Raw genomic sequence first — 26,606 nt, 5'->3', positions numbered from 1 at the left:
TTTACATTATAACCTATTTTTCTCATCTTTATACTAAATTAAATTTGGGAATTGGTATCAGATAATTGTTTCTTTACAGAAGCTAAGCCTAATTTTTTATGACCACCGCATATTTTTACAGTGTTCTCTAACTCTTCTAATGATGTACTACTTGTATCTGCTGTTTTCTCATGGTGATATGCTACTGCATGGGTAGCATAATGTTCTGCTACTAACTTCCTTGCTAAAGTAGGGTCTTGTTCGGCAAGTTGTTGTAATGATTTTCTATCTTCAGACAATTTCTGATTACTAACTGTTTGCTCAGGCGTTTTCTCTAATGTTTCTTCAGCTAACTTTTGCCTATCATGATGATATTCTTTCTTTTCTTGTTGAATGGGCAAATCACTATGGACAACATTAGCAGTAATCATCATATCCTGAGCAGTAGTTATATTTTGTGAGAGAGCGATTTCTTGACCTTTATTTTTCTCCAAAGCTAACATCATTTCTCGATATTTACCTTGAGTTACTGGCAAACTATAGACCTGTCCTAGATGTTCTATATAGCCTATTGCCTCATCTCCTTTACCATTAAATCTCACTGGTTTTGGACTACTAATCTCTGACAATTTACCTTGACTATCATAATGAGCAGTAAAAATATACTGCTCGGTCTAGGGCAATATTTCGACCATTTTCATCTTTTACCGCTAATGACAAATGCATTGAACCAGTTTTACTTGGCAATTCTGTTGGAAAATCTATGGTTCGGTAGTTGTTGATTTGCTTAAGAGTGCCATCTGACAAAGAGACTATAGCATTAATTTTATGAGTTGTTTCCTTGATAGTAGCTAACTCATCACCTGAATCATTTCTTACTATCTGGCTTCTGACATTGCCTTGCCTATCACCATCTTGCCAATTCATTGTATGAAATTGATCAGCAAAATTATGATGAACTTTCCTATATCCTACTATCTCTGTTTTTTCTAGTTCAGTTTTAACTGTGGTATTTGCAAATGCTTGATCAATTATTGGTCTATTATTGACATTTTTCAGATATTCAGCAAATTCCTGATCGTCATAGTTAGTTACGGTTAGATCATGATTTTGGGCTATATATTCTCTTAAAATATCACGCTGTTTTTGCAGAATTTCCTGCCTGATGGCTTTGGTGATTGGATCTAAGTCGTCTATATCTAGAAAGCTGCTACTAACTGAGTTGGTTAAAACAACTAAGTCCTGTGCTTCTTCTATTTGTTCTGTAACCTCATTAATATTCTCTTCAAGAATATTAGTGGGTTGTGTGTTATCTTTCATAATCCTGCTCTATTAATGACATGTGTATATAACTGTCATTGCGAGGAGACCGTAAGGTCCACGAAGCAATCCAGAAAAATTAAATTTGGATTGCTTCGTCGGCTGACACCTTCTCGCAATGACACTAGTACTTTTACCCAATCGTCATTGCGAGGAGCTACTTTAGTGGCGACGCGGCAATCCAGAAAAGTGGCTAAAAATGGATTGCTTCGACCATTACATGGTCTCGCAATGACGCTAGTATTACTAACACTTACGTTATAAGACTGCAAAAATAATAGAGTTTGACTAGTGGAGGAAAATTGTGTATGATCATAGTTACACCTCGATAATGGTTGTAATTTAATAGCAATAGCTATTGGATTAATATTACTAGCTAGTAAGTACTTTTGGGTCTGTGAAACTGTTGAGTACTTACTAGTTTTCCCAAATGTAACATTCAAGTTTTAGCTTATTAATAAGCTAAACGCTTGGGTTGTTACACTGACTTTTTTAGTTTGAGATTTATAGCTAACCCGATTAGCATTATGTCGTCATTGCGAGAAGTGTGTAAGCACAACGAAGCAATCCAAATTTAACTTTTATGGATTGCCACGACCACTATGTGGTCTCGCAATGACATGTATGCATCCCAAACGTCATTGCGAGAAGTGCGTAAGCACAACAAAGCAATCCAAAGTTCAATTTCTATGGATTGCTTCGTCGCCACTAAGGTGGCTTCTCACAATGACGCAAAGGCTAATCGGATAGCTAAACCAAAATATATATTTTAGCTCTAAAAAATTAGTCAGTAACCACTGATCTTTTTTTATGGTCTCATTCTATTTTTGGAGTCTAATCTAATTATTTTGAGGTGTCAAGAAAAAAAATACCCCATAATGGGATATTTCATTATTTAAATAGTACTTTTAATTTTAGAATGGCTCTTGTTTATAAAATACAAGAATTTTTAAAAAGAAAATTCGACAAAAAGAAAATTAATCTTAAAGATTTCGCTAGAAAAAGTGCTATTCCTTATTCTACTGTAATTAATATAACAAAAGGGTTTAGACTAAATACTGATATAAGTAATATACTTAAAATTGCTAATTATTTTAGATGTTCAATTGATGAAGTTATAGGAAGAAATGACTATATTACTTTACCTAACACTAGAGATTTAGTATTTCATGAAATTACTTCAGAAGAGATAATAACCAATATAAAAAATTTCCTAGAAAATGAAGTAAAGAAGCAAAATCTAAATTTGTATAAACTAAGTACCGAGATAGGTTTTAGTAACAATTCTTTACATAGTTTTGTTAATAAGAGAGAACAAAAAACTTTAGATAGCCGAATTGCAGTAGCCCTAGCAGACTATTTTCAAGTATCACTGGATGAAATGGTTGGCAGAATTAAGCCTAATACTTCTGATAATGACGAACCTTCTCAACAGCACACTAATGAATAGTGGATTGCTTCGACCATTACATGGGTTCGCAATGGCGTATATGTTATTAACTACCAAAATATTAGAGGTTTGGTGACTTAAAATTTTATAAACTCTAAATCATATCTTAGTATTTCGGAATCCTTTGTAACTAAAGGCATCTTTTCAAATAAACTTTGTGCAATAAGCATTCTGTCAAAAGGATCTCTGTGTAAAAGTGGAATATTTTCTAATTTCAAGATATGTTCCGGAGTAACATTTAGTAATTCATACCCGCATCCTTGTAACTGAAGTGCAAATTCATCAGGTAAGATAATTTTTCCTAGTGATTTTTTTTATTTGTAGTTCCCATAAAGAAACAACACTAGCAAAAATAATGTTATTAATATCGGTAAGTAATTTAGTAATTTTAGGGGGTAATTTTTCTGGTTCAGACAATGCCCATATTAAGGTATGAGTATCAAGTAATAATCTCACAACTAATCCTTTATCCCTAACCTTATTGCTATTTCTTCAGACCATTTGTCAAAATCTTTAGCTACTTTAATTTTATCTTTAAATATCCCAAGCCTATTAATAGATTTCATAGGACTGTATTTAATGATTTTAGCAATTGGTTTCCCCGCTCTTTCAATAATAACTTCTTCATTTTTGTCTTCTACTTCTTTTAGTAGAGATGATAAGTGAGCTTTTGCAGAAGTAATGTTTACTGGATACATAAAGTTTGCTCTAATGTTTACTAAGACTAATATTAGTTCAATTAAACATGTTTAGCAACTATAATTAAAATCCAGGATAAAAATATATATTGACTTTAGGTGTGTATATAATTTAGAATTCGAGGTGAAATTACTGCAAAGTAATTTTGGGGCTTAGAAAACCCTTTACCTTAGGGATCATCAACCTACAATGATGATACTCGACTTTTTTATGGTCGGGGAGGTGTTAGTTATGTTCAGGGCTTAAATGTTTACATTTAAGCCTAAAGGCTATCGCAGCTGTCCTAAGGCGGTTTTTCTACTCCCCCGACCACCAATCTAGATTCATTTCTTCTAACAATCTTGTCTTTGGTGGTCAAAAACTTACAGTTTTTTGACATTTAGGGGAAGATTATATGCATTTAAGTTGGGATTGGGACACAGCCATTTTTTCTATCTTTTTAACTTTTAACTTAGTAGTAGGTCTATTTTATAGTCGTGGTATAAAAAATATTAAAGAATACGCAATAGGCAACCGCAATTTCTCCACCAGCACCATAACTGCTACAATTATTGCCACTTGTATAGGGGGTGGTCTCTTTTCTGAAGCAGTTAGTGAATCCTATAAACAAGGTTTATATTTTATCATTCCGGCATTGGGTGAACCTTTAGCTCTCGTAATTGTTGGTTACTTATTAGCTCCACGTATGGCAGAGTTTTTGGGTAATCTTTCCATAGCTGAAGCCATGGGGACTCTTTATGGTAAAAAAGTTCAATTGCTTACAGCTATAGCAGGCATCTTTCTTTGTATAGGAATAGTTGGAGTGCAATTTCAAGTTTCAGCTCGCATGTTGCAACTATTCTTTCATGTTTCCAGTTTTTATGCTGTTGTGGCAAGTGCTATTATAGTAATATTATATTCAGCTTTTGGCGGTATCAAGGCTGTTACTTTTACATATATAATACAATTTCTTACTTTTGGCACTGTTGTTCCTATCATTACTTTGCTAATTTGGGGAACTCTACATGATCCTCACAAAGTTTTTGTAACAATCACAGAAAATCCTTTATTCGATTATAGGCAAGTATTTAATTTCAATGATTCTAAATTTATAAGTTCCTTTTTCCTGTTATTATTTTTTTTAATCCCAGCTTTTCAACCGGTTTTTTTTCAAAGATTGGCAATGGCTAAGAATATCACACAAGTTAGAAAGTCTTTTATAACAGGAGGTTTAATATCTCTTACGATATTAGTAATAATAATCTGGGTTGGAATATTATTACTGGCAAATAATCCTAATCTTGACCCTGAGAACTTATTAGCCCATATTATAGAAAATCACAGTTATCCAGGATTAAGAGGGATTACTGCTATAGGTATTGTAGCAATAATCATGTCTACTGCAGACTCGTACATTAATTCTTCAGCTATATTATTTACTAATGATATTTTAAAATTATTGAATTTTAAGATTATAGCTAACCCAACTAATATTACTCCGTCATTGCGAGGAGATACTTTAGTAGCGACGAAGCGATCCCAAAAATTAATTAAAAATAGATTGCTTCGTAGGTTACACCTTCTCGCAATGACCTTTGGGGTGCTTCTACGTAATAATCTTAGTGATCTCATTATATTACGTGTTTTCGCTATTTTTGTTGGCATTTTTGCTATTTTTCTAGCTTTAGAAGCAAGTAACATACTTGATTTGCTGTTAATAATATTAGGTTTTTATATGCCTGTAGTTTCAGTGCCTTTTCTTTTAGCAATTCTAGGCTTTCGTACTAGTAGTAAAGCAGTATTAATAGGAATGTTTGCTGGATTTATTATAGCAGTTAGTTTTAAAGTCTTAAATGTACAAATGAAAGCTGTCATACCAGCTATGGCAGCTAATTTGTTAACTTTGATGTTTAGCCATTACTTTTTTAAACAACCCGGTGGTTGGATTGGCGTAAAAGACCCTAGTCCTATAATTGCTTTCAGACTTGAACGTAAAAGAAAATTCAGGAAAATTATTAGTTCAATCAAACAATTCAGTCTGATAAATTTTTGTAAAGGTAATCTACCAAAGAATGAAGTTACTTTTTCTCTATTTGGCTTCTTTGTAATAATTTCCACTTATTCATCATTATTCACTATCCCAGAACATTATTGCACAAAATATGCTAATATTTATCACTTCATTTACCATTCAGTATTACTAATATCTACCGGGTTTGTAGCTTATCCGGTATTGCCTCCTAAATTTAAAAGCGAGAGATTTATAGCACTAACTTGGAGCTTAGGTGTGCTATATCTGTTGATTTGTGTTGGAAGTATGCTGGTCATTATTAGCGAATTTCATCAACTACAATGTATGATATTTATTATTAATTTACTAGTTACTGGTATTCTGCTCAGATGGCAGATAGCTTTATTCATAACGATTTTTGGTACATTTGCATCATTTCAATTTTTTAAATGTTATATGGGTGAAGACTATTTAACTAGGGCGTGTCATCAATTAAGTTGACATAAATATTAGGATGAGGCAAATTAGATATTGGTAAAAAAATAAGAAGGTGACCAATGCGCAGATATGCTTTAAGAGATGATCAATGGGAAAGGATAAAGGATATTTTACCTGGAAAAGAAGGAGACGTAGGAGCAAGTGCCAAAGATAATAGATTATTCGTAGAAGCTGTATTATATAGATATCGTGCTGGTATACCGTGGAGAGACTTACCAGAAAGATTTGGAGATTTTAGAGTAATTCATACAAGACATACACGTTGGAGCCAAAAAGATGTATGGAAGAAGGTTTTTGAACTACTTGCACAAGATGCAGATAATGAATATAGTATGATTGATTCAACGATTGTTAGAGCACATCAACATAGTGCCGGAGCTAAAAAAAAGTCATAGTAGATGACCAAGCAATAGGTCGTAGTAAAGGTGGTTTATCAACTAAAATTCATGCAACTGTTGATGCTTTAGGAAATCCGACAGCTTTTTATTTAACCCCTGGTCAGTCGCATGATTTACAAGGTTCTGATGCTTTAATGGAAACTTTGACAAAAGCGGATACCGTAATTGCAGATAAGGCTTATGATGCTAAGGCAAGAATGAGGAATAAGATAAAAGATAAGAATTGCACTCCTGTAATTCCATCCAAGAAGAATCGTAAATTTCCTGTAGAATATGATGTAGAGCTTTATAAGTATCGTCATTTAATTGAAAATTTCTTTGCAAAACTTAAACAATCTCGAGGCATTGCTACGCGTTATGATAAACTAGCTCAGAATTTTCTGGGAGCAATTTATTTGGCTTCTTCTGTAATATTACTTAATTGATGACACGCCCTAGTAATTTCGGGGATATACAGCTCCAGATAATTTACCTTTTGTTGCTATTCAGTAGTGCATTAATAGCATTTCTAAAACCAAAACAAAAACATGAAGAATTATCTGAAATTATGAAAAATGCATGGGAAACAAAATCAATAAAACTAACGCATGATTTGATAAAATTGGCACAACATGAAGAAGAGTTTTTTAATAGAATAGAAGCTCAAGAACAACAGCAACTCCATACCTTGCAACTTCAACTTAAAACATTATGTACCAAATTACAAAAAACAGCTAATAAAGACCAAATCTCTCGGATTACTGAAGAATTATATGAAGTAGCAAAACGAATAGGGGCTTGGACTTCATATCTTTCAACTATTACTCACAGAATAAGACGTCAAGTGCATATTAAGCTTACTAAAGTTAACATTAAGGAGTTAATAAATGAAGTCGTAGTAGAATGTGAAAAATTATTTGATCAACCATTGCAATTTGTTGTCCAAGATAAAACAAAATATTCTGACATAACATGTGACCAAAAAAAAATGAAAGAAGTAATAAAAAGCTTGTTGATTCATGCTATCAACAATAATGTCGATAGTAATCTGGTGAGTATTTTTCTAGATGATGATATTCTAGATTTTGAGCTAAATATATCAGAAACCACTAAAAGTAAAAAGTCAATTGAAGCAGTAAGACTAACAATGAAAAACCAAGGAAGTACACTTACTGAGCAACAACTTCAATTAATTCTTACTCCAACCTTTAGGCAAACTAATGAACTAACTTTTTTTGAGTGTTCTAATATTATAGATTCTCACTATGGAAAATTTAAGGTCGATAATAACCAAGACCAAGATAAAGGTATAAATTATAATATCACTATTCCTGCTGATATTAAGAAGATTCGACCTAAAGTAATGGATTTACCTGATATAAGGATTGAGAGTTTGAAAAATATTGCGGAAATATTTTTACAGGCACAAAAGGACGACAGGTTAAATATAGCACAGAAACTTTTTCAAGCAGGGGTTGACCTTGCTCTTATTGAACAAGTTACCTCACTTAAAAAGGAAGAAATTACCAATATTAAAAATTAAAATTACTTGAAAACGGTTACTATAGCTAATTACAGACGTCATTGCGAGCTGATGTATCCCCCCACGAAATTGTTGCAAAATAGCAAGAATTGATAGAATATCATCATTATTTAATGATGGTGGAGATAGTAGGTTATGGATGTAAAAACAGTATTAAATGAAGTAATAAAAGAACATTGTCCTTTTATACATAATAATCGTTTAAATGCGTTACTTGATGTTGCAGAAGGCTTGCTATATAGTCAAAATTTGTCTTTAAAGATAAAAAGATTTATTCGTATTTTACCCTTGGGAAATTTTTTATTGAATTTAATTATTTGCATACCATAAAACCATTGCTAGAACCCCTGGCATCTATTATAAAGACGGAGCTTTGTCATGCTTAATTTTATGGGGATATATCAGATTGCGAGGAAACCTTAGGTCAACGAAGCAATTCAAAAAAGTGATTAAAAATGGTTTGCTACGCTACCTAAAGTGGCTTGCAATGACTATTTTTCTACTTTCATTTTCTTGCTGACGCTTATGCGATGGAGCAACTCCTATAAAGTAATAGGCGGGCATTGAGCAACAACGCCTCCAACTTCTCATCAATTGACTATAGATGTCAAGGTTACATTTCATTCACTACCCTTATAATTTGGCAGGATTTTTGCTGTAGCATAGATTTTTAATATATTGTATTTTTCAACTCTTTGGTATACAGTTTATCTGTAAAGATTAATTTTTATTTATCTTTGAAATCATAAAATATCACTATAAGGTCAGCAATTATATCCAGGATAAAAACTGGATTAATTTACTAAAAACTATTTAGAATAATTAAACATTTTTTAATTTATGAGGTAAGTAATTATGGCTACACTTGAAAAAATTATCCAAGATTTGAAAAACGGAGAGCAAAATAGTGAAATAAATTTGTCTTACAGAGTTATAGGTGATAAGGGAGCCGAGGAATTAGCAAAAGCCTTACAGAACAATACCACTGTGAAAAAAATAAATTTGATGTCAACCGGCATAGGTAATAAAGGAGTATATGCATTAGCAAAAATCTTACCGAACAGTGCTGTAAGAGAAATAGATTTGTCTCACAACAATATAGGTAATGATGGAGTTGAGGCACTAGCAAACGCCTTAAAGAACAATAGTGCTGTGACAGAAGTATATTTGTCTCACAACCAGATAGGCTATGAGGGGGCGAATGAACTAATAAAAGTCTTACAGAACAGTCATGAGGTAACGGAAGTATTTTGGCATAAATACTCATACCATGAAGAAAAGTTAAAAGTATCTCAAGTCTTAAAGAACGATAAGACTGCAGTGATAATAGATTTGGCTGGAAACCAGATATCTAGAAGTGAAAAGGGAAAAGATTGTTTAAATAAAGCCTTAGAGCAAATTAACACTGTGCCGGAAATACATTTGATACACAGCTATATAGGTGATAAGGAAATAAAGACACTAGTGGAATCATTAAATAACAATAGCACTGTGAAAGAACTAAAATTGAGCTGCAATCAGATAGGCAATAAGGGAGCGAAAGCACTAGCAGACTTCTTAAGAAATAACAAAACTGTGGTAAAAATAGACTTGTCTTGCAACCAGATAGGTGATGAGGGAGTGGCGGCACTAGTAAAAGCCTTACAGAGCAATAACACTTTGCAAGAACTAGAATTGGAGTACAATCAGATAAGCAATAAATTATTACAGGATATAAATGAACTATTAAAGAAACACGAATTACAAGCCATAGAAGAATTACAATGTAAATTGTAATGATCCTTTGCCCCCCTGTTGTAATCAACTATTAACCCCTCTGAACCCATAAAAAAATTAGTTAATTTTTTAAATCGCCCTGGTCTACAATTAAGGGTAAATCAAACTCAATGGCAAAAGTAGATTTATCATCAGCAGTGAAACAACCTTCTGAGATTAATGCACGCTTCCAAATTTCAAAAAACAGTTCAGGTGAGCAAGCTTCTTTAAGATCTTGTAAATAAGTGTGTTTTTCAAGAAAATTTAAAACCGGGAAGAAGCTCGAGCTATCTAATAAAACATGTTCAGGCAGACCTTTATAACTATCTACGGTAACCTGCTGCAGCTCTTTATCAGAATAAAGTTTCCATAATTCAGGCATTAATATGTTTTCTTCTTGATAAAAATGCAGAAGATTGTGAGACAACAACTGATCATATGAGGAACAGATATGGCGACCCTGTACAACACGTTCTTCATCATCTACTGTTTTTATTGCAGTTTCAAAAAGGCACTGAAAGGTCATCAGCTCATCTTGCTGGTTGAAATGTTCTTGTTTAACGTGCTTATGCACGGTTGATCCTTTCTTATCAAACAGTGGGGTAAAATATTTTTCTTCTTTTTGTGCATGCATTTTTAGATCAAATACAATATTGTCAAAAGAATCTTTAATACTAGTTACAGCTACTATTTTTCGAAAATCTATTTTACCTAGCTTTTCTCCAAACTGGCACAGCTCCTTACGAAGAAACTTATGTACACTTCTATACAAATCATATCTTATTTTCATTTTTTATACCTTTTGGTTGTGTATTAGTTTTGGATGTAGAGTCTGAATCATTTGTTTTTTCTTTTGCCTTGTTCGATGCTTCGAATTTTTGTTTGATTTCTTCTAGAGAGGCAATTGAACTTGAAGGGATTCTAGCCCAAATACTTGTCTTTGCCGTGATAGTAGCCGTGCGTTCAGTAGTAACGTTCTTATCAAATGTTATTATACTTCCATCCCCTTCTCTCTTATAAAATGCACCCTTATTCTTTGGGCTATCAGTTAGGTTGAGTCTTGTTAAAGGTACTTGTGCTATTGCATGTGCTGCTGTACCTCTATTGTTATCGACAACTAAGGTTCTATTTTTGTCACCTTTAGTTGGTTTTATATTTTTATCATCGACTTTAGATTCAGTCGGATAGTTAAATACTTGTATTCTAAAATCTTCCGTTGGAAATGGTTTTATTTCTCCAACTTCTTGTATTTTGCGTCCTTTATGTTCAAACGATTTACCTTTTTCTTCTGTATTAGAAAAACGTGCATTTGCCTTATCTTGAGAAAATTCGATTTCATAAGCATTGGAACAAAAATAGTCATTGAATGCTTTTGCTCGATTGTTCAAATTACCTAAATCCTTTATTCGTTTTGGTTCGTTTTGTTTTATTTTTTCCTGTTCTTTTTTACTAAACACCATGTATTCCTTGACAAATGCAATCCGTAATATTTTTTTGTTACCCTTTTTTGAAACAGCTTCAAGTTGGTCAAATATATCTAGCATATTCTTAATATAATCGTTACTGCTGTTTTTATAGTATTCATTTTTATACTTAGATAACTCCTCTTTAAAATTTTTTTCTATAGGATTAGTCATAATACATACTATAATTAGTTAAAAAGTTGGTAGATGAAGATTAAAATCAAGAAATGCTAGGAGTATTCAAGTCAAGGAATGGAACGTACATTTAGTATGTAAGCATTTCGTATCTTAAATAATGACAATGCAATTCTTGATTTTCTATCTGAATGTACTAAAATGCTTTGAAGAATTATTTTTTGAAAATATCAGGAACTCGCATACTCACGTACGTTGCATGTGTTCATCCATAGTATCCTACATTTTTTATTCTATAACTATTACAATAGCACAAAAACATCATTGCGAGGAGACCATAAAGTCGACGAAGCAATACTTTTCTGGTTACTTTTTTGTGGATTGCTTCGTCGCTAATAGACAATTGGCAATCAGATTTTTTATTCATCATAAAAAAATAGTAAGAAAAAATGTAGGATACTATGGTGTTCACCTCTCATTTTCAAATCCAATTCTTTAAATAATTTGAGTATATACACTCAAATTATTTTATGATACTTTACAAATTAATATCACTTTATTAGAGATTAGCAGGTTAATTATAACATGTACAGGGAAAAACTTAAAGAAAGAGCTGTTTTTAAAAGTTTGATAACAACCAGTTAAAGGTAGTGACAGCGAAAGTCGAACTTAGGCAAATATTACAAAAGTAATACTTGCTATATTAAGTCTTTAAAGGAGGTAATCCAGCCGCAGGTTCCCCTACGGCTACCTTGTTACGACTTCACCCCAGTCGCTAATTTTACCGTGGTTGGCTGCCTCTTACGTTAGCTCACCACCTTCAGGTAAAACCAACTCCCATGGCGTGACGGGCAGTGTGTACAAGGCCCGAGAACGTATTCACCGCGGCATGCTGATCCGCGATTACTAGCGATTCCAACTTCATGTTCTCGAGTTGCAGAGAACAATCCGAACTGAGATATCTTTTAGGGATTTGCTCCACGTCACCGTCTTGCTTCCCTCTGTGGATACCATTGTAGCACGCGTGTAGCCCAACCCATAAGGGCCATGATGACTTGACATCGTCCCCACCTTCCTCCGGCTTATCACCGGCAGTTTCCTTATAGTTCCCGGCATTACCCGCTGGCAAATAAGAATGAGGGTTGCGCTCGTTGCGGGACTTAACCCAACATCTCACGACACGAGCTGACGACAGCCATGCAACACCTGTGTGTGGTCCAGCCGAACTGAAGGGATGCATCTCTGCTTCCCGCGACCACCATGTCAAGGGTTGGTAAGGTTTTTCGCGTAACATCGAATTAAACCGCATGCTCCACCGCTTGTGCGAGCCCCCGTCAATTCCTTTGAGTTTTAATCTTGCGACCGTACTCCCCAGGCGGAGTGCTTAATGCGTTAGCTACGAAACCGAAAGAATTTCTCCCGATATCTAGCACTCATCGTTTACGGCGTGGACTACCAGGGTATCTAATCCTGTTTGCTCCCCACGCTTTCGTGCATCAGCGTCAGTTGTAGCCTAGATGACCGCCTTCGCCACCGGTGTTCCTCCTAATATCTAAGAATTTCACCTCTACACTAGGAATTCCATCATCCCCTACTACACTCTAGATTAGTAGTTTTGAAAGCAGTTCCGAGGTTAAGCCTCGGGCTTTCACTTCCAACTCACTAAACCGCCTACGCACTCTTTACGCCCAGTAATTCCGAACAACGCTAGCCCCCTCCGTCTTACCGCGGCTGCTGGCACGGAGTTAGCCGGGGCTTTCTTGGTCAGGTACCGTCATTATCTTCCCTGCTGAAAAGGGCTTTACAACCCTAAGGCCTTCGTCACCCACTCGGTATTGCTGGATCAGGCTTTCGCCCATTGTCCAATATTCCCCACTGCTGCCTCCCGTAGGAGTCTGGGCCGTGTCTCAGTCCCAGTGTGGCTGATCATCCTCTCAGACCAGCTACAGATCGTTGGCTTGGTAGGCCATTACCCTACCAACTACCTAATCTGACGCGGGCTCATCCATCAGCGATAAATCTTTCCTCCGAAGAGAATATACGGTATTAGCACCTATTTCTAAATGTTATTCCGTACTGATGGGCAGATTCCCACGTGTTACTCACCCGTCTGCTACTAACTAATTTAGAGCAAGCCCTAAATTAATCCGTTCAACTTGCATGTGTTAAGCATACCGAAAGCGTTCGTTCTGAGCCAGGATCAAACTCTCAAGTTTGATTCTGTCTACTTTTTATTCAAAAAATTGACAGGTTTAATTTATCACTTTAAGTGATAAATACATTTTGCTGTCACTACCTATATCTGATTATTTACTTTTAAAAACAGCTTACGAGTTGATGAATAATCATCTTTTCGTGGAGTAATCATATGCAAAATCTACTATGCTGTCAACTGCTATTTTGACTTTTTTTATTATTTATTACAAACCACTATTATCCTCAATCTAATTTGCTGCTATCCTAATGGACGAATTTAGTCTCCAGTAAAAATAAAAAGAACCAATAGCATTGGAAATTATCCCTAGATTATTTACTATCTCTTTAAAAATATATCCTTTTATTAATGTCCCAAAGAAAAATAATGCAAACGTCAAAACTTTCGTCCTTATCAATACTGGTGTTCCAATGCAAACATATCTTTCTATAAATTCTTTGTCATCACCAGCTTTATTGGTATTATAACATATAATTGCTCCAATAATTATAGGTAATCCTATTACACTAGCCAAATACATATTTTTTACAAATAAAAACGATTCTAATGACGATACTAATGACGATACTAATGACGATTCTAATAACGATACTATATATAATATATTACCTATCATTACATACCAAAATCGTTCTTTAGAACTAACAGCATTATTTTTAAATCGCAATGCTAGTTCTCTGTCATTAAAAAAGTTCACTTTAACCTCTCTAGAGTATTTATTTGGCAAAATAATAAAATATTTTTGCTACTATTACTAGAAAAATTTTTAACATTAATTTCTTTACTCATAACTTCCTAATTTTAAAGAGTAAACCTTTTACCCATGGCATATTGTTTTAACAAATTCTTAATCGGCTCTATATTATCAATAGCTTTAAGCCCTAAATGTCTCAGGTACCATAAGGGTTTTAAATGATTTGAGAAAATACTGTTAATTATAAAAACAAATACTTTACATATTAAAGATATACTGTACACTACTGACTGCATATTAACTCTATATAGTTAACCCTATTAACATTGCCCCAATTCACAGGACAATTTAAAAATCGTAGAAAAAAGGCATAAGTTTACTATGGATAAATACTAATCGAATTAGCTATACATATCACAGAGAGAATTTATGAGTAATTCTAACTTTTCAGGAATTATAGTCCTTCAAACCGATTTCGGAACTACTGATGGAACGGTAAATGAGACAAAAGGAGTTATACATTCCATAGAAAAATCCTTGATAATTTCAGACTTAACCCATGAAATCACACCATTTAATATATTTGAAGCAGCATACCGTCTATATCAAACTGCAACTTATTGGCCAGAAGGTACCATATTTGTTAGTGTCGTTGATCCTGGTGTTGGAACACAACGCAAGTCTATTATATTAAAGTCTAAGACGGGACACTATTTTATCTCACCAGATAACGGTACCTTAACATTGATCAATCAATTTTTGGGTACAGAAGAAATCATAGAGATTAATGAAAAAGCTAACATAATGCCAAGGGCTAACAGTTCTACTTCTCATGGTAGAGATTTATACTGTTATGTTGCTGCAAGACTTGCATCAGGAAAAATTAGTCTTGAGGAAGTAGGAACAAAACTGTCCACGGAATTAATACAATTCCATTATGAACAAGCGAACATTAATACTACTAATCAATTAATCGGTACCATATCAATTCACGACAGATATGGTAATATCTGGATGAATATTGATTTAGAATATTAATAAATTTAATTTTAGAGAAGGTACAGATTATAAGATAGAAATTTCCTATAAATCAAAAAAATATTATAAAACAACTGCAAATTATAGCAAAACATTTGCCAATGTAGAACAAGGAAAAAAAGTATTATATATTAATAGCACCTCTTGTTTAGCTTTAGGTATCAATCTATTTAATTTTGCAAAAAAATATAGAATTGGTTATGGAATAGATTGGAAAATAAAAATATACTCTTGAGTAGCTTAATATTTTAATTAAGTTTGTACTTTACAATTATAGATAGTGTTGAAATAATGATAAAAAATATAAATTCTAATAATATGTTGCATGGAGTTGCGTGGTTTATTCTAAGCCTACTAATTGATAATATTAATGATGTTATCATGAAGTATTTAGGATTCAATATTCAAGCGTATGAAGTAGTATTTTTCCGCTTCCTATTTAGCACATTAACACTTATACCATTTATTTTTTATAAAAAAGTGGCAGGCTCAAAACCTAAAATGTATGTACATCTTATCAGAGGATTACTATTATTTAGTGGAATAGTAACATGGTGTATGGGTTTAGGATTTGTAAATATCACTGTTGCTACCGAAATAAATTTTACTATACCAATTTATATTTTGGTAATGGCAACTGTATTTTTGAAAGAAAAATATAGTTTGATAAAATTAGCTGCAACAGTATTGGGATTTATAGGAACAGCAATAGTGATAAATCCTAGCGATGCTGATTTTAACTTTTTCTCACTAGTGTTAATTGCCAGTGCCTTCTTATTTGCCGCACTTGATGTTATTAATAAAAAAATGGTACAGGAAGAATCTACATTAAATATGTTATTCTATTCTGGATTTTTTGTTATGTTGTTTAGTGCAATACCCACCATATATGTTTGGTCTTCTCCAACCATCAAAGACCTAGCTCTGCTATTCATTCTAGGGATCACTGGGAATTTAATACTTTACTGCTTACTTAAATCCTTCAAATTAGTTGAAATATCATCGGTAGCACCGTATAGATACATTGAACTCACATTTTCTGCAGCATTTGGTTATATTATTTTTGGAGAAGTTCCCCATATTACTACAATAGTAGGAGCAATAATTATAATATTCTCAACGTTACTTTTAATCTATGAAACTTTTTTACCAAAGCTAGCTGTCAACAAAATTATCATTTTCTTTAATAAAGATTAAACCTTTTACCCATAGCATATTGTTTTAATAAATTCTTAATCGGATCTATATTATCAATAGCTTTAAGCCCTAGACGTCTTAGGTACCATAAGGGTTTTGAATGATTTGAGAAAATACTATTTAGGCTCTCAGTAATCATATACATATTACAATTATCATTTTGTCTTAATTTTTGATATCGTTCTAGTACTACTGCATTTGTACCGCTACTTGCAACTAACCCAGTTAAAGTTTCAATATCTTTGATGCCCTGATTTAAGCCTTGACCAGCTAGCGGATGAATTACGTGTGCACTATCTGCCACTACTACTATTTTATTATGAAAATATTTACTAGTTACACGAGCTTTTAAAGGAAAAGAACTAATATCACTATCCACAGCAATAGCTCCTAGAGAATTGCCACAATTTCTACTTACCAAATACTCAAATTCTTCACTCGGCAAACTGGTCAATAACGCCGCCTGCTCTTGGCTGGTAGTCCATACTATCGATGAGGTTTTTTGATCCTTGAGAGGCAAAATGGCAAAAGGACCAGATGGCATAAAATGTTCAATAGCACAATTTTCATGATTTTTCTCATGCCTAATATTAAATGTCAAGGCAGTTTGATTATATGATTTTTCTATTTTATTGAAGAAATAATATTGACGGGCTTTAGAATTATGCCCATCACAAACAATCAATAAGTCACTATTTATAGTTTTCTGATTATCTAAATAGATGATCGAATGATCAGCTTTACTATCGATCTTTTGATAACCACACTGATCAATTATGTTGATTAATGAGTTTTTTTTAACATTTTCTAGTAATATTTGCTTAAATTCACTGTTTTTTACTATATAACCTAATGCATCATTACCTTTGATATTTGGCAAACACAACATTTCTGGTGCCTTATTATCCACAACATAAATTTCCAGCATTTTGCCAGCTATTGGCTCAATCTCAGACCACAAACGAATAGCTTCTAGGAATCGTGAAGAAGCAGGAGTTAATGCAGTAGTCCTGATATCAGCACAAAAGCTATAGTCAATTGATGAGAAGTTGGTGACGTCGTCACTCGTCGCTCGCCTATTACTTATAGGCGTCGCTCTATCGTTCCTGCTACCCAATTCTCCTGAATTAACTATACTAGAGTTTATTGATTGACACTCAAGGATCGTAGTTTTAATATTCTTTTCGGCAAATGATAATGCCGTAAGCATACCACTTAAACCACAACCTAATATTACTATTTCTTTTTTCATTACATTACGTTATTAGACTGACCAATAAAATACTTTAAATATGCTCCGCTTGCTATAAAGCTTAACAGAAAATAAATCAGAGCAATATCTAAATAACAATTATTCATTTTAAATGACCCAAGAAAACAAATGAATAAAGTCATTATACTAGTTAAACTATTCAGCACTAAGAGTTTTACAAAAATATTTCTATTTTTAAGCAATAAATAAATCATTAAAGCAACAAATAAAATATTAATGATTAAATAAAGATTTATCATAGACCTAATTTAAATTAATTAAAAATGGATTGCCACACTCACATATGTTAGCTCACAATGACGTGTACGACCTCAAAAGTCATGGCTCAGAGCTACTTTAGTGGCATTGATGCAATCCAGAAAAATGATTAAAATAGATTGCTATGCTCACATACATTCGCTCGCAATGACGTTTATACGCCTCAAATGTCATTGCGAGGAGTGCGGAAACCGCACGACGAAGCAATCCAGATTTATTATAATTTTTGGATTGCTTCGTCGGCTACGCCTTCTCGCAATGACGGTGATAATAACTATAGGGTTGTAATCACTCAAAATGTTCTTCTTTTGTTCCTACTAGTGGGACGACTTGATCACCTTCCATACTAGGATTAACATCAGACAATTCCCAAGAAGAAGACGAGCAGTCAAAAGCATCCTCAGACTTATTTGACCAGAGTTTTGATAAACTTTCAGTAGAATAAAACGAGTAGTCAGAACCATCTTCAGACTCACTTGAGTAGGAATCTAATAAATTTTTAGCTAAATCAGATAATTCTGAAGAACTTTTTATTATAGATGCATATTCTATTAAGGAAGCAAATTGCTTATCATTTTGTTGGGCAAATAAATTTATTAAATCTTTATCAAGATTTTTATAAGCCAATGAATGATATTCTTTAATTTCAAATACTTCATGCTCTTCATTCTCTGCAAGGGAAGTTTCTAAAAATTTACAAGTATCTATCAATAGAAACATATTTTGTACGCCTAGCTCTTGTGATCCTGTGTTTGCCAAATTGTAAGCAGTACCATTGTAGGAAAATTTAATTGTAGATTTAGGCTGTAAAACGAATGTTTCAAATGGAAGCTCTCCCATTATAGTTACGGTCGTATTGGGAATCACTTTTATCCAACTACTGGGTTCCATAAGCTTATCGGTGTTATCAATAATCACGTCTTTTTTATTTGTCAGACAAATATCTTTAGTACCATTTTGAATAGATTCAATATTCCACATATTAATAACCCTCGACTTAACCAACATAAATTCAGTATCTTCTAAACGGAACATATATAAACTCCTTTATTAATTTTTTAAAAAAATAATATTGTAAAATTTTTATCAAAAGAACGCAATCTTGAATTTTAGCGTTATTAGTTGATTATTTATCCATTATAACATAATATCCTGGTACCACTAAGAGTTTTACGATTTTTTATTTATAAAATTTTATTTTATGCACAATACTGATATTATAATAATTGGAGCAGGGCCAGTTGGGTTATTTGCTATTTTCCAAGCTGGGATGCTTGGTATGCGTTGTCATGTTGTTGACTCACAGGAAATAATAGGCGGACAATGTAGCATACTATATCCAGAAAAGCCGATATATGACATACCAGCCTACCCTAAAATTATGGCAGAAGAGTTGATAGAACAATTGGCATTACAAGCTAATCCGTTTAATCCGGTTTATCATCTCAATCAGCAAGTTATACAATTAAAAAAAGAAGATGACTATTTCCAAATCACCACTTCTAAAAATGTCACAATAGCTGCTAAAGTTATTATTATTGCTGCTGGCTGTGGTTCTTTTGGACCTAACAGACCTCCACTAGCTGGTATAGAAGCATTTGAAGGAAAATCAGTATTTTATTTTATCAATAACCGCAATAGTTTAGCTAACCAAGAAATCATCATAGCTGGTGGTGGAGATTCGGCTGTAGATTGGGCAATATCACTCTGCGAAATTGCTAAAAAAATATATTTAGTACATCGGCGTGAGAAATTTCGAGCAGCTCCTGAAACTATAAGGCAACTCAAAGAATTAGCTGATAATGGTAAAATTGAGCTGGTAATTAATTATCAACTAGAGCATTTAGTAGGAAAAGATGGTATATTAGAAGCTGTTGGAGTAAAGGATTTCGAAGGAAATATTCGCACCTTACCAGCAAATATATTATTGCCATTTTTTGGACTTACCCAAGAACTTGGTCCAATAAAAAATTGGGGATTACATGTTAAAACAAATCATATAATTGTCGAGCCTGGTTATTTTGAAACAAATATTCCAGGTATCTATGCAATTGGTGATATTGCTAGTTATCCAGCAAAATTAAAATTAATTCTTAGTGGTTTTGCAGAAGCAGCCAGTAGTTTACATCATGCCTATAGTAGGGTATTTGAAGGTAAAGCCTTACATTTTGAATATTCAACTACCAAAGGAGTGCATAAATAGTGAAAGAACACGGTAATATAATCAATGGTAGATATTTTGCAGACCAGATATTATATGAGTTAAAGCTAGAGGTTAATTCACTCAAGGAGCAGTTTAAATTGGTACCAACTCTTGCTATTATACTAGTGGGTGATAATCCAGCTAGTAGCATATATGTAAGAAATAAACTAAAAGCAGCGACAAAAATTGGTATGAATGCTTTGCCAATAAATTTACCTAATGAAATTCAAATTGATCATATACTAAATGAAATCAATATACTCAATAATGACGCAAATATCTCGGGGATTATCGTACAACTCCCCTTACCTAAGCATATCAATAAAAATTTAATCTTATCTGCTATTGATCCTAGCAAAGATGTTGATGGTTTTCACCCTCTAAATGTTGGTTATCTACATAGTAACTCAGGTAACGGCTTTATACCTTGCACGGCTCTTGGCTGCATTGAGTTACTTAAACAAGTTGAGAAAGATTTAGCTGGCAAGAATGTTGTAGTTATAGGACGTTCTAATATTGTCGGAAAACCATTATCAGCTTTATTACTTAGAGAAGATTGCACTGTTACTTTATGTCACTCAAAAACTCAAAACTTACATTCTATAACTTCCCGTGCCGACATAGTAATATCAGCTATCGGCTCACCTTTAACATTAACAGAAGAATATTTTAACCGACAATCTATAGTGATTGACGTTGGTATTAGTAAACTTGCCCATAGTGACAAAATGGTCGGAGACGTTGATTTTGCCAATGTTGTCGATAAAGTACGATATATATCACCAGTTCCAGGCGGTGTTGGACCAATGACGGTTGCTTTTTTGCTCAAGAACACACTTAAAGCAGCAAAACAACCTCATATAGCTAACTTGTAAAACAAAACAGATGCAACAGAGAACCACTTAAAATTTAAAACCATACCGTATGCCTAAATTAGTTAGACCGGCATTAGGTTTTACGATATCAGCATTAGAGATATGGTCAAGAATTAATGTAATTGCATGTATTTCATTAAGTTTTACACCAAAACTAACACTTTCTCTAAATAAAAGCCTTGATCCTAAGGGACGCTTTCTTAAAGCTCGTTGTTTCTCTGATTTTTTCAATTCACCATTATGAATTGCCCCTCCAAAGCTTAACCCACAAAACACAGATTCCATCATATCAAAATGCCAAGTAAGCCCAGTATAAGCACTACTTGCATATTTACTATTGTTAATATCTACGCCTATATGAGGATAGCCACGCAAAAATTCGTATTCTTCACCAAAAAGATATTCTAAATTAACGTCGTATCCTTTCTCATAACGGTGTTTTAACCTAACATTTATGTCGTGTTTGAGTATTCCTATTCTTATTTCATCAGCTAAAACTCTTTGCCCAGTTAAACAAAAAGAAATACTAAAAAAAATTACTAATATTAAACGATTCATAGTACACCACAAATTTGAAAAAAGATTAGAGATAGAATTTAAATGAATGCACCTTTATTCATAAATATCCAGCTATTCAACAAGAGTATATTATATACTTCCTGCATAAGTCAAAGATAGCCCAGAAATCCTTAGGAGAAACGCCGGCTACCTCCACGTACATAAACGATTGTTACGGAGCGGAGGCAAGTTTCGACGCCAGAATTCCAGCTAGATTGACTTATGCTAGGTAAGCCTTATGAACAAAGAGTCACTACAACGAGTAGTATACATATTTTTAGATTTGTATCCAGCACTAATTTGTATGATTTAAATAATCCATCAAAGCTAGAGTTTCTAAATCGTCTAAGCCAAGATTGTACTGTTTTCCAGTGCGATCCAACTATCATAGATACAGTTTTCAATGACTTGCCTGATTGCTAAGTGATGCATTGCTAATAAGCATATGCGATTTATTCCGTGCGACTCGTTTTTCATTAGGCATATGAAATCATGCTCATAAAAACCTTTTGGTAATATTAATGTTCTTACCATTTTAGTACCTGCACAAATTTCTATTCCCATATTATATATACCTCCTTAACTATTTCAATTGGTATTATAATTTAATAGTGTATATAATTTATAGAATATGTCACTTAATAGTATAAAAATATAATTTTGATTGTAAAATAGGTTGCAGTCATGTTAATCTATATAAAAACCCCACTAAGTAAAAATAATAATGTAATTTTTCTGAAACCATTCACTAGGAGCAAAAAATGAATAAATATTTTATAATATTATTATTAATATTGCCGCATAATTCATTTGCTCAACAACAAATATCTAATTTTGTTACACCAGTTACTTATTTTGTCAATCATGTCAAACAACTAAATTTGCTCAAAAATAATTTAATTAAACATAGACAAGTAAGTATTATAGGCACTAGTGGCATGGGAAAAACCCAACTTGCTAGAATGTATTCTTATGAGAATCAAAATAATTATAAACTTATTTGGTTTGTTGATTGTAATTTAGATATTAATCAAGAGTTGCTAAAGCTAGTAAAAGCTATTAATAGCACCGCTAAATCTAATCTAATATCAGAAGATATAAAATTAATACGAAAAGAATTAATGAGCTATTTATCGAATCAAGATAAATGGTTACTGATATTTGATAATCTAAAAGTAAGTGAAAATAAAAAAGTTCAAGAGTTCGTTGATTGGGAGCATAACGGACACGTTATATTTGTCTCTCAAGATAGCGAAATATTACCTAACGTAATCAAAATGACTGTCTTTGAAAAAGATGATGTCATTGCTCTTGCTAATAATATTCTAGAAAATAATGATCCCCTATTAGCAGAATTCTTGAGCGAAAAGTTTGCTGGTTATCCTATCCTGATAGTACAAGGAGCACAATTATTAAATAATGTAAAAGATTTAGATAGAAAAGAATATAAGGATAAAATCCAGCAATCAACAGATAAAATTCAATTAAACATTACATTAGTTATCAATGAATTAAAGCCAAGTGCTAAGAAACTTTTAAATAAAATAGCCTTAATAAATAATCAAGGTTTCTCGAAAGAACTTTTAAAAATTATTACGGATAATCAAAATACTATTGATGATGATCTCTATCAATTATCTAAATTTGCTTTAATATCTAACATTGACTCACATGACACTAACCCTATCTTTGAAATGCATGATGTTATTGCTCAGAAAATAGCCAAGATTAATTGTGGTGAGAATAATAAAGCTTATTTAAATGATATCATTACTAAATTAATGAATTATATACCAAAGAATGCATTACAGGCTCGTATTTTTAGAAGTGCTAAAACTATACAAGAAAATCTTGAAATAATTTTAAAAAATTCAGAGAAATATAACTCAGATATATATAAACTTATGGAACTTAATTATCAACTAATGCTTCAATATCATAATTCTCTCAATTATTATGACGCAGAAAAAAAGGTTACTTGGTTTAATAAAGCTGACCAGGAAGGAAAATTTAAATTATGGTTAATGAATAATGATGAAAAATGTGCATATGCAAGGTATGTGCAAGCAATAGGTGGGTATTATAGAGGTTATTCTAATTATAAGATGGCAATAAACTATTTTATAAGAGCGAAAGAAATATTTGAGAATTTAAAAGGTTACGAATCTAGAAAATGGAATTTATTGTATCATTTAACAATATCTAATATTGCACTAGGACAGGTTCAAGAAGCAGAAAAAAATATTCAAATTATGGAACAAATATTTAATGAAGATTTAATGGATAAAAAGAACATAGGCTATATGCATAATATAAAAGCAAAATTATTATTCATACAAGGAAAATATATTGAATCATTAGAAAACGTTAATAAGGTTATAGAAATATCAATTAAAAACGGACTAGCTCTTGATGACAAGCTACTTATAAATCCTTATTTATCTAAAGTAGAAATATTGAATTATCTTAAAAAATACCCAGAAGCATATGCCACAGCTGAGCATTTATATAACATGTGTAAATCCTCTGAAAAAGAGGCTCTTGAAATATTAGGTCGCATTTACACCCAAATGGCAAGTAGTGAATTAGGGCTAGGTAAACTAGACCAGGCCTCAGAACATGTTAACCAGGCTATCTCCATATTCTTAGCCAATGAGCATAAAAATCCAAAATATGCAGATTATTCGGAAGATCCAGATTTAGCAGCAAGCTATGTAGTCCAAGGTAATATTTTATTTGCTCAAAATAAGATAAAAGAAGCTATAAAATCCTATAATAAAGCTTATAGCATATATTATTACTTATATAGAGATAACCGGAAAAATGTGGCTCAAGTGAGTTACTTATATAGTCAAGGAGCTAAAGCGGCATGTAAAGCAAAAGACTTACATAGTTATAAATTCTTTGGTAAATCGCAAGTAAAGGAGTTTGGGATAACTCACTCTAATACTGTATCTATGTTTGAGTATTGTAAACAATATAATATAGATTTATGGACAAAAGAAAACTAGGCTCTGTGAACAAAATTTTAATTGTTTAGATTTTGAGTATTTTTAAGCGAAAATTAATAAGATTTTTGCCGGAATAGTTAGTTCTATTTCAAAAAAATCTTATAATTTGCAGCTAAAAAGAGTCGAAATCTAGTAATTTAAATTTTGTTCACAGAGCCTAGGTTAGGTGTATACTTAAATGATAAGGTATCAACAAGAACGATTAATTCTTAATTTTTAGCATTTTTGACGGAGGGGTTATATAAGAAGATGGGTTTTGCTGAATAAAGATATAAAATTTGTGGTAGTAGCATTTGCTACTGTTTCTAGGTTTGTTTCTTTTATTTCAGCTATTTTTTCTGCTACATATTTGACAAAAGCTGGTTCGTTTTGTTTGCCACGCATCGGAACAGGGGCAAGATAAGGAGAATCTGTTTCAATTAATAACCGGTCTAGTGGAATATAACGTACTATATCCTGTAAAGCGGTAGCGTTTTTAAAGGTTACAATTCCAGCAATCGATATATACATACCAAGGTCAAGCATTTTTTTTGCCAAATGCTTTGAAGCGGTAAAGCAATGAATAAGACCGTGAAACGCGGTATTTTGCATTTCGCTACTTAAAATATCAATAGTATCTTGTTCGGCTTCTCTTGTATGGACTATAATTGGCAACCCGGTACTTTGAGATGCCTGTATATGTTGCCCAAAAGAACTAATCTGTTGATGTTTGTCTGATGTCTGGTAATAATAATCGAGACCAGTTTCACCAATGCCAATAATTTTCGGATGATTACAATATTCCATAATAGTTTCGCACGAGACAATTTCCTTCACTTCATTGGGGTGAACTCCACACGAAGCAAAGACATTGCCGTATCTTACGGCTATTTCTAAAATATCCGGCAATTCCTCAATGGTAGTACATATAGTCTGCATGTACTTAACATTATTATTCTCAGCTCTGCTTATTATGGCTGATAAATCTTCTTTTAACATGTTGAGGTGACAATGAGAATCAATTAATATACTTTCTGCATAAGCCAGGCTAGTTGGTGATTTTGTTGTCGAATTATGGATCATCATTTTATCCAATTTTTTGTAATTATGATATTAGCAATTTTTTCTACTTCATTAAGAGGGGCATAATTATAGTTTTCAAGCTGAATTACAGATTTGTCTAGTATTTTAGCTATTCCTAATTCTAGCAAATTTTGTGTAAATGCTAGATGTTTAGGTGATTTAAAATTACTAGGACAGAATATATAAAGAGGTTTACCAGTGGAAGCTGCCTCACTACACATAGAAATCGAATCAGCCGTAGAAATTATGTAATCTGCCTGTGCCAACATCCCAAAATAAGGGTTAGGTTTAGCTTCTTCCTCTGTTGGATCGTAAATAATAGCCGATGAAGGTACCTTTTTTTTGATAATTTGTTTTGCTGAATTAGGAGTACGTCGACTAAAGCTAATAAACAAGGTATGTTTTTCATCTTGGGTCTTAGTAAGATTAGATAATATTGCAGCAAATTCGCGAGCATTTTCGTCGGTAAATTGATAATTTTTGCTATTACCACCAATAATTACCGATATAAACTGCTTAAGATCTGGATAATTTTTGCGTAACTCAATACCGCCATCCTGTATTTTTGCTTGAACATTATTAAGAGCTCCAGTAATTCTCAATATATTCTTGTCATTCGTGCATAGTTCTTCCCTGCTAACCTTATCATGATGCGGTAAAATAATTAGGTCAAATTGCTTAAATGGTAGGTTAGGGTGCATAATTTGAATAATTTTTACTTTCCCAGCAGATTTATGTTTTAAATAGCTCGCTAAAGAAGCAGTTCTTCTTCCAGCAGAAATTATTAAGTCAGGGAAGCCTTCCATCTCCCACGATTGTAACAGCTGCTTTTTCACATGGATAGGGCTAAGGGCTAGTAAAAAATTTGGTAATTTACCCCAAAAATTATATTCAATAGGTTTTAATTGATAACCAAGACCAAGCTTTTCTGCTAGAGCTATAGCTTGATTGACATTACCCACCCTGCTGTCAGCTAATACCCAAATTTTGGGTTTAATATTGTGCATTTTTCA

Annotated in this window: 26 protein-coding genes and 1 rRNA gene; 12 read left to right on the top strand and 15 right to left on the bottom strand. The window is 32.9% G+C overall.

Going from position 1 to position 26,606, the window contains the following annotated elements; genetic code table 11:
- Nucleotides 1–38: 38 nt before the first annotated feature.
- Nucleotides 39–608 carry a Sca4 family protein gene (locus ACFELY_RS05180; protein ID WP_375333817.1) on the bottom strand — a complete coding sequence of 190 codons (570 nt, stop codon included), beginning with the start codon at nucleotides 606–608 and terminating at the stop codon, nucleotides 39–41.
- A gap of 13 nt (nucleotides 609–621) precedes the next feature.
- Nucleotides 622–1,299, bottom strand: coding sequence for a Sca4 family protein (locus ACFELY_RS05175; protein WP_375333816.1), 678 nt, complete (start codon nucleotides 1,297–1,299; stop codon nucleotides 622–624).
- Nucleotides 1,300–2,152: 853 nt separating this feature from the next.
- Between ACFELY_RS05175 and ACFELY_RS05170 the strand changes: the two genes are divergently transcribed.
- The gene (locus tag ACFELY_RS05170) at nucleotides 2,153–2,749 is read left to right on the top strand and encodes a helix-turn-helix domain-containing protein (protein WP_375333815.1); all 597 of its coding nucleotides are present in this window, start codon (nucleotides 2,153–2,155) and stop codon (nucleotides 2,747–2,749) included.
- A 77-nt stretch (nucleotides 2,750–2,826) separates the two neighbouring features.
- On the opposite strand, the gene ACFELY_RS05165 is transcribed toward ACFELY_RS05170, so the two are convergent.
- Genes ACFELY_RS05165 through ACFELY_RS05155 form a run of 3 tightly spaced genes read right to left on the bottom strand, consistent with a single transcriptional unit; the run spans nucleotide 2,827 to nucleotide 3,447 of the window.
- A complete protein-coding gene (locus ACFELY_RS05165; protein ID WP_375334149.1) occupies nucleotides 2,827–3,042 on the bottom strand; it encodes a type II toxin-antitoxin system VapC family toxin in 216 nt (71 codons plus the stop codon).
- Entirely contained in the window at nucleotides 3,032–3,205 is a 174-nt protein-coding gene (locus tag ACFELY_RS05160) for a type II toxin-antitoxin system VapC family toxin (protein ID WP_375333814.1), read from the bottom strand. Before ACFELY_RS05160 ends, ACFELY_RS05165 begins: the two co-directional genes overlap by 11 nt.
- A gap of 2 nt (nucleotides 3,206–3,207) precedes the next feature.
- Entirely contained in the window at nucleotides 3,208–3,447 is a 240-nt protein-coding gene (locus tag ACFELY_RS05155; protein WP_341750724.1) for a type II toxin-antitoxin system prevent-host-death family antitoxin, read from the bottom strand.
- A 395-nt stretch (nucleotides 3,448–3,842) separates the two neighbouring features.
- Here ACFELY_RS05155 and ACFELY_RS05150 point away from each other — a divergent pair, with 395 nt between their 5' ends.
- The 5 genes from ACFELY_RS05150 to ACFELY_RS05130 all read left to right on the top strand — a co-directional run bounded on the left by ACFELY_RS05150 (nucleotide 3,843) and on the right by ACFELY_RS05130 (nucleotide 9,632).
- Nucleotides 3,843–5,939, top strand: a complete 2,097-nt coding sequence (locus ACFELY_RS05150; RefSeq protein WP_375333813.1) for a sodium:solute symporter — start codon at nucleotides 3,843–3,845, stop codon at nucleotides 5,937–5,939.
- A 56-nt stretch (nucleotides 5,940–5,995) separates the two neighbouring features.
- Nucleotides 5,996–6,759 (top strand): IS5 family transposase gene (locus ACFELY_RS05145; protein WP_375329714.1). Its coding sequence is split into 2 segments (ribosomal slippage): nucleotides 5,996–6,328 and nucleotides 6,331–6,759, totalling 762 coding nucleotides; the frame shifts between segments, so codons are not numbered across the junction.
- Nucleotides 6,759–7,856 carry a hypothetical protein gene (locus tag ACFELY_RS05140; RefSeq protein ID WP_375333812.1) on the top strand — a complete coding sequence of 366 codons (1,098 nt, stop codon included), beginning with the start codon at nucleotides 6,759–6,761 and terminating at the stop codon, nucleotides 7,854–7,856. The genes ACFELY_RS05145 and ACFELY_RS05140 overlap by 1 nt, the downstream gene beginning before the upstream one ends.
- A 135-nt stretch (nucleotides 7,857–7,991) precedes the next feature.
- Nucleotides 7,992–8,186 carry a hypothetical protein gene (locus tag ACFELY_RS05135; RefSeq protein WP_375333811.1) on the top strand — a complete coding sequence of 65 codons (195 nt, stop codon included), beginning with the start codon at nucleotides 7,992–7,994 and terminating at the stop codon, nucleotides 8,184–8,186.
- Between the two features lie 525 nt (nucleotides 8,187–8,711).
- Nucleotides 8,712–9,632: a hypothetical protein gene (locus tag ACFELY_RS05130; protein ID WP_375333810.1), complete on the top strand. Its 921-nt coding sequence runs from the start codon at nucleotides 8,712–8,714 to the stop codon at nucleotides 9,630–9,632.
- Between the two features lie 61 nt (nucleotides 9,633–9,693).
- On the opposite strand, the gene ACFELY_RS05125 is transcribed toward ACFELY_RS05130, so the two are convergent.
- The 4 genes from ACFELY_RS05125 to ACFELY_RS05110 all read right to left on the bottom strand — a co-directional run bounded on the left by ACFELY_RS05125 (nucleotide 9,694) and on the right by ACFELY_RS05110 (nucleotide 14,121).
- Entirely contained in the window at nucleotides 9,694–10,401 is a 708-nt protein-coding gene (locus ACFELY_RS05125) for a hemerythrin domain-containing protein (protein ID WP_375329879.1), read from the bottom strand.
- On the bottom strand, nucleotides 10,385–11,248 hold the full coding sequence (locus tag ACFELY_RS05120; RefSeq protein ID WP_375333809.1) for a hypothetical protein: 864 nt from the start codon (nucleotides 11,246–11,248) through the stop codon (nucleotides 10,385–10,387). Before ACFELY_RS05120 ends, ACFELY_RS05125 begins: the two co-directional genes overlap by 17 nt.
- A gap of 674 nt (nucleotides 11,249–11,922) precedes the next feature.
- A 16S ribosomal RNA gene (locus tag ACFELY_RS05115) occupies nucleotides 11,923–13,425 on the bottom strand.
- Between the two features lie 228 nt (nucleotides 13,426–13,653).
- Nucleotides 13,654–14,121, bottom strand: a complete 468-nt coding sequence (locus ACFELY_RS05110; protein WP_375333808.1) for a hypothetical protein — start codon at nucleotides 14,119–14,121, stop codon at nucleotides 13,654–13,656.
- Nucleotides 14,122–14,547: 426 nt separating this feature from the next.
- Between ACFELY_RS05110 and ACFELY_RS05105 the strand changes: the two genes are divergently transcribed.
- Genes ACFELY_RS05105 through ACFELY_RS05095 form a run of 3 tightly spaced genes read left to right on the top strand, consistent with a single transcriptional unit; the run spans nucleotide 14,548 to nucleotide 16,353 of the window.
- Nucleotides 14,548–15,156, top strand: a complete 609-nt coding sequence (locus ACFELY_RS05105; protein ID WP_375333807.1) for an S-adenosyl-l-methionine hydroxide adenosyltransferase family protein — start codon at nucleotides 14,548–14,550, stop codon at nucleotides 15,154–15,156.
- Entirely contained in the window at nucleotides 15,152–15,391 is a 240-nt protein-coding gene (locus tag ACFELY_RS05100; RefSeq protein ID WP_375334148.1) for an SAM hydroxide adenosyltransferase, read from the top strand. The genes ACFELY_RS05105 and ACFELY_RS05100 overlap by 5 nt, the downstream gene beginning before the upstream one ends.
- A gap of 56 nt (nucleotides 15,392–15,447) precedes the next feature.
- Complete coding sequence (locus ACFELY_RS05095; protein WP_375333806.1) at nucleotides 15,448–16,353, top strand: DMT family transporter; 906 nt, start codon at nucleotides 15,448–15,450, stop codon at nucleotides 16,351–16,353.
- On the opposite strand, the gene ACFELY_RS05090 is transcribed toward ACFELY_RS05095, so the two are convergent.
- The 3 genes from ACFELY_RS05090 to ACFELY_RS05080 all read right to left on the bottom strand — a co-directional run bounded on the left by ACFELY_RS05090 (nucleotide 16,340) and on the right by ACFELY_RS05080 (nucleotide 18,919).
- Nucleotides 16,340–17,605 carry an FAD-dependent monooxygenase gene (locus ACFELY_RS05090; RefSeq protein ID WP_375333805.1) on the bottom strand — a complete coding sequence of 422 codons (1,266 nt, stop codon included), beginning with the start codon at nucleotides 17,603–17,605 and terminating at the stop codon, nucleotides 16,340–16,342. The genes ACFELY_RS05095 and ACFELY_RS05090 overlap by 14 nt on opposite strands.
- Nucleotides 17,605–17,865 carry a monovalent cation/H+ antiporter complex subunit F gene (locus tag ACFELY_RS05085; protein WP_375329885.1) on the bottom strand — a complete coding sequence of 87 codons (261 nt, stop codon included), beginning with the start codon at nucleotides 17,863–17,865 and terminating at the stop codon, nucleotides 17,605–17,607. The genes ACFELY_RS05090 and ACFELY_RS05085 overlap by 1 nt, the downstream gene beginning before the upstream one ends.
- A gap of 307 nt (nucleotides 17,866–18,172) precedes the next feature.
- A complete protein-coding gene (locus tag ACFELY_RS05080; RefSeq protein ID WP_341759304.1) occupies nucleotides 18,173–18,919 on the bottom strand; it encodes a hypothetical protein in 747 nt (248 codons plus the stop codon).
- 166 nt (nucleotides 18,920–19,085) lie between these two features.
- On the opposite strand from ACFELY_RS05080, the gene ACFELY_RS05075 reads away from it, so the two are divergent.
- Together ACFELY_RS05075 and ACFELY_RS05070 are read left to right on the top strand one after the other, a co-directional pair.
- Nucleotides 19,086–20,087 carry an NAD(P)/FAD-dependent oxidoreductase gene (locus ACFELY_RS05075; protein ID WP_375333804.1) on the top strand — a complete coding sequence of 334 codons (1,002 nt, stop codon included), beginning with the start codon at nucleotides 19,086–19,088 and terminating at the stop codon, nucleotides 20,085–20,087.
- A complete protein-coding gene (locus tag ACFELY_RS05070) occupies nucleotides 20,087–20,962 on the top strand; it encodes a bifunctional 5,10-methylenetetrahydrofolate dehydrogenase/5,10-methenyltetrahydrofolate cyclohydrolase (protein WP_375333803.1) in 876 nt (291 codons plus the stop codon). Before ACFELY_RS05075 ends, ACFELY_RS05070 begins: the two co-directional genes overlap by 1 nt.
- A 27-nt stretch (nucleotides 20,963–20,989) precedes the next feature.
- On the opposite strand, the gene ACFELY_RS05065 is transcribed toward ACFELY_RS05070, so the two are convergent.
- Nucleotides 20,990–21,520: an acyloxyacyl hydrolase gene (locus ACFELY_RS05065; protein ID WP_375333802.1), complete on the bottom strand. Its 531-nt coding sequence runs from the start codon at nucleotides 21,518–21,520 to the stop codon at nucleotides 20,990–20,992.
- Between the two features lie 761 nt (nucleotides 21,521–22,281).
- Between ACFELY_RS05065 and ACFELY_RS05060 the strand changes: the two genes are divergently transcribed.
- Complete coding sequence (locus tag ACFELY_RS05060; protein ID WP_375333801.1) at nucleotides 22,282–24,531, top strand: tetratricopeptide repeat protein; 2,250 nt, start codon at nucleotides 22,282–22,284, stop codon at nucleotides 24,529–24,531.
- Between the two features lie 237 nt (nucleotides 24,532–24,768).
- Here ACFELY_RS05060 and ACFELY_RS05055 read toward each other — a convergent pair whose 3' ends face one another.
- Nucleotides 24,769–25,539, bottom strand: coding sequence for a TatD family hydrolase (locus tag ACFELY_RS05055; protein ID WP_375334147.1), 771 nt, complete (start codon nucleotides 25,537–25,539; stop codon nucleotides 24,769–24,771).
- Nucleotides 25,540–25,592: 53 nt separating this feature from the next.
- Nucleotides 25,593–26,600, bottom strand: coding sequence for a mitochondrial fission ELM1 family protein (locus ACFELY_RS05050; protein WP_375333800.1), 1,008 nt, complete (start codon nucleotides 26,598–26,600; stop codon nucleotides 25,593–25,595).
- Nucleotides 26,601–26,606 lie beyond the last annotated feature (6 nt).

The organism is Candidatus Tisiphia endosymbiont of Xenochironomus xenolabis (genome assembly GCF_964264705.1).
GTDB lineage: Bacteria > Pseudomonadota > Alphaproteobacteria > Rickettsiales > Rickettsiaceae > Tisiphia.
This window is presented reverse-complemented; position numbering and strand designations above follow the sequence as displayed.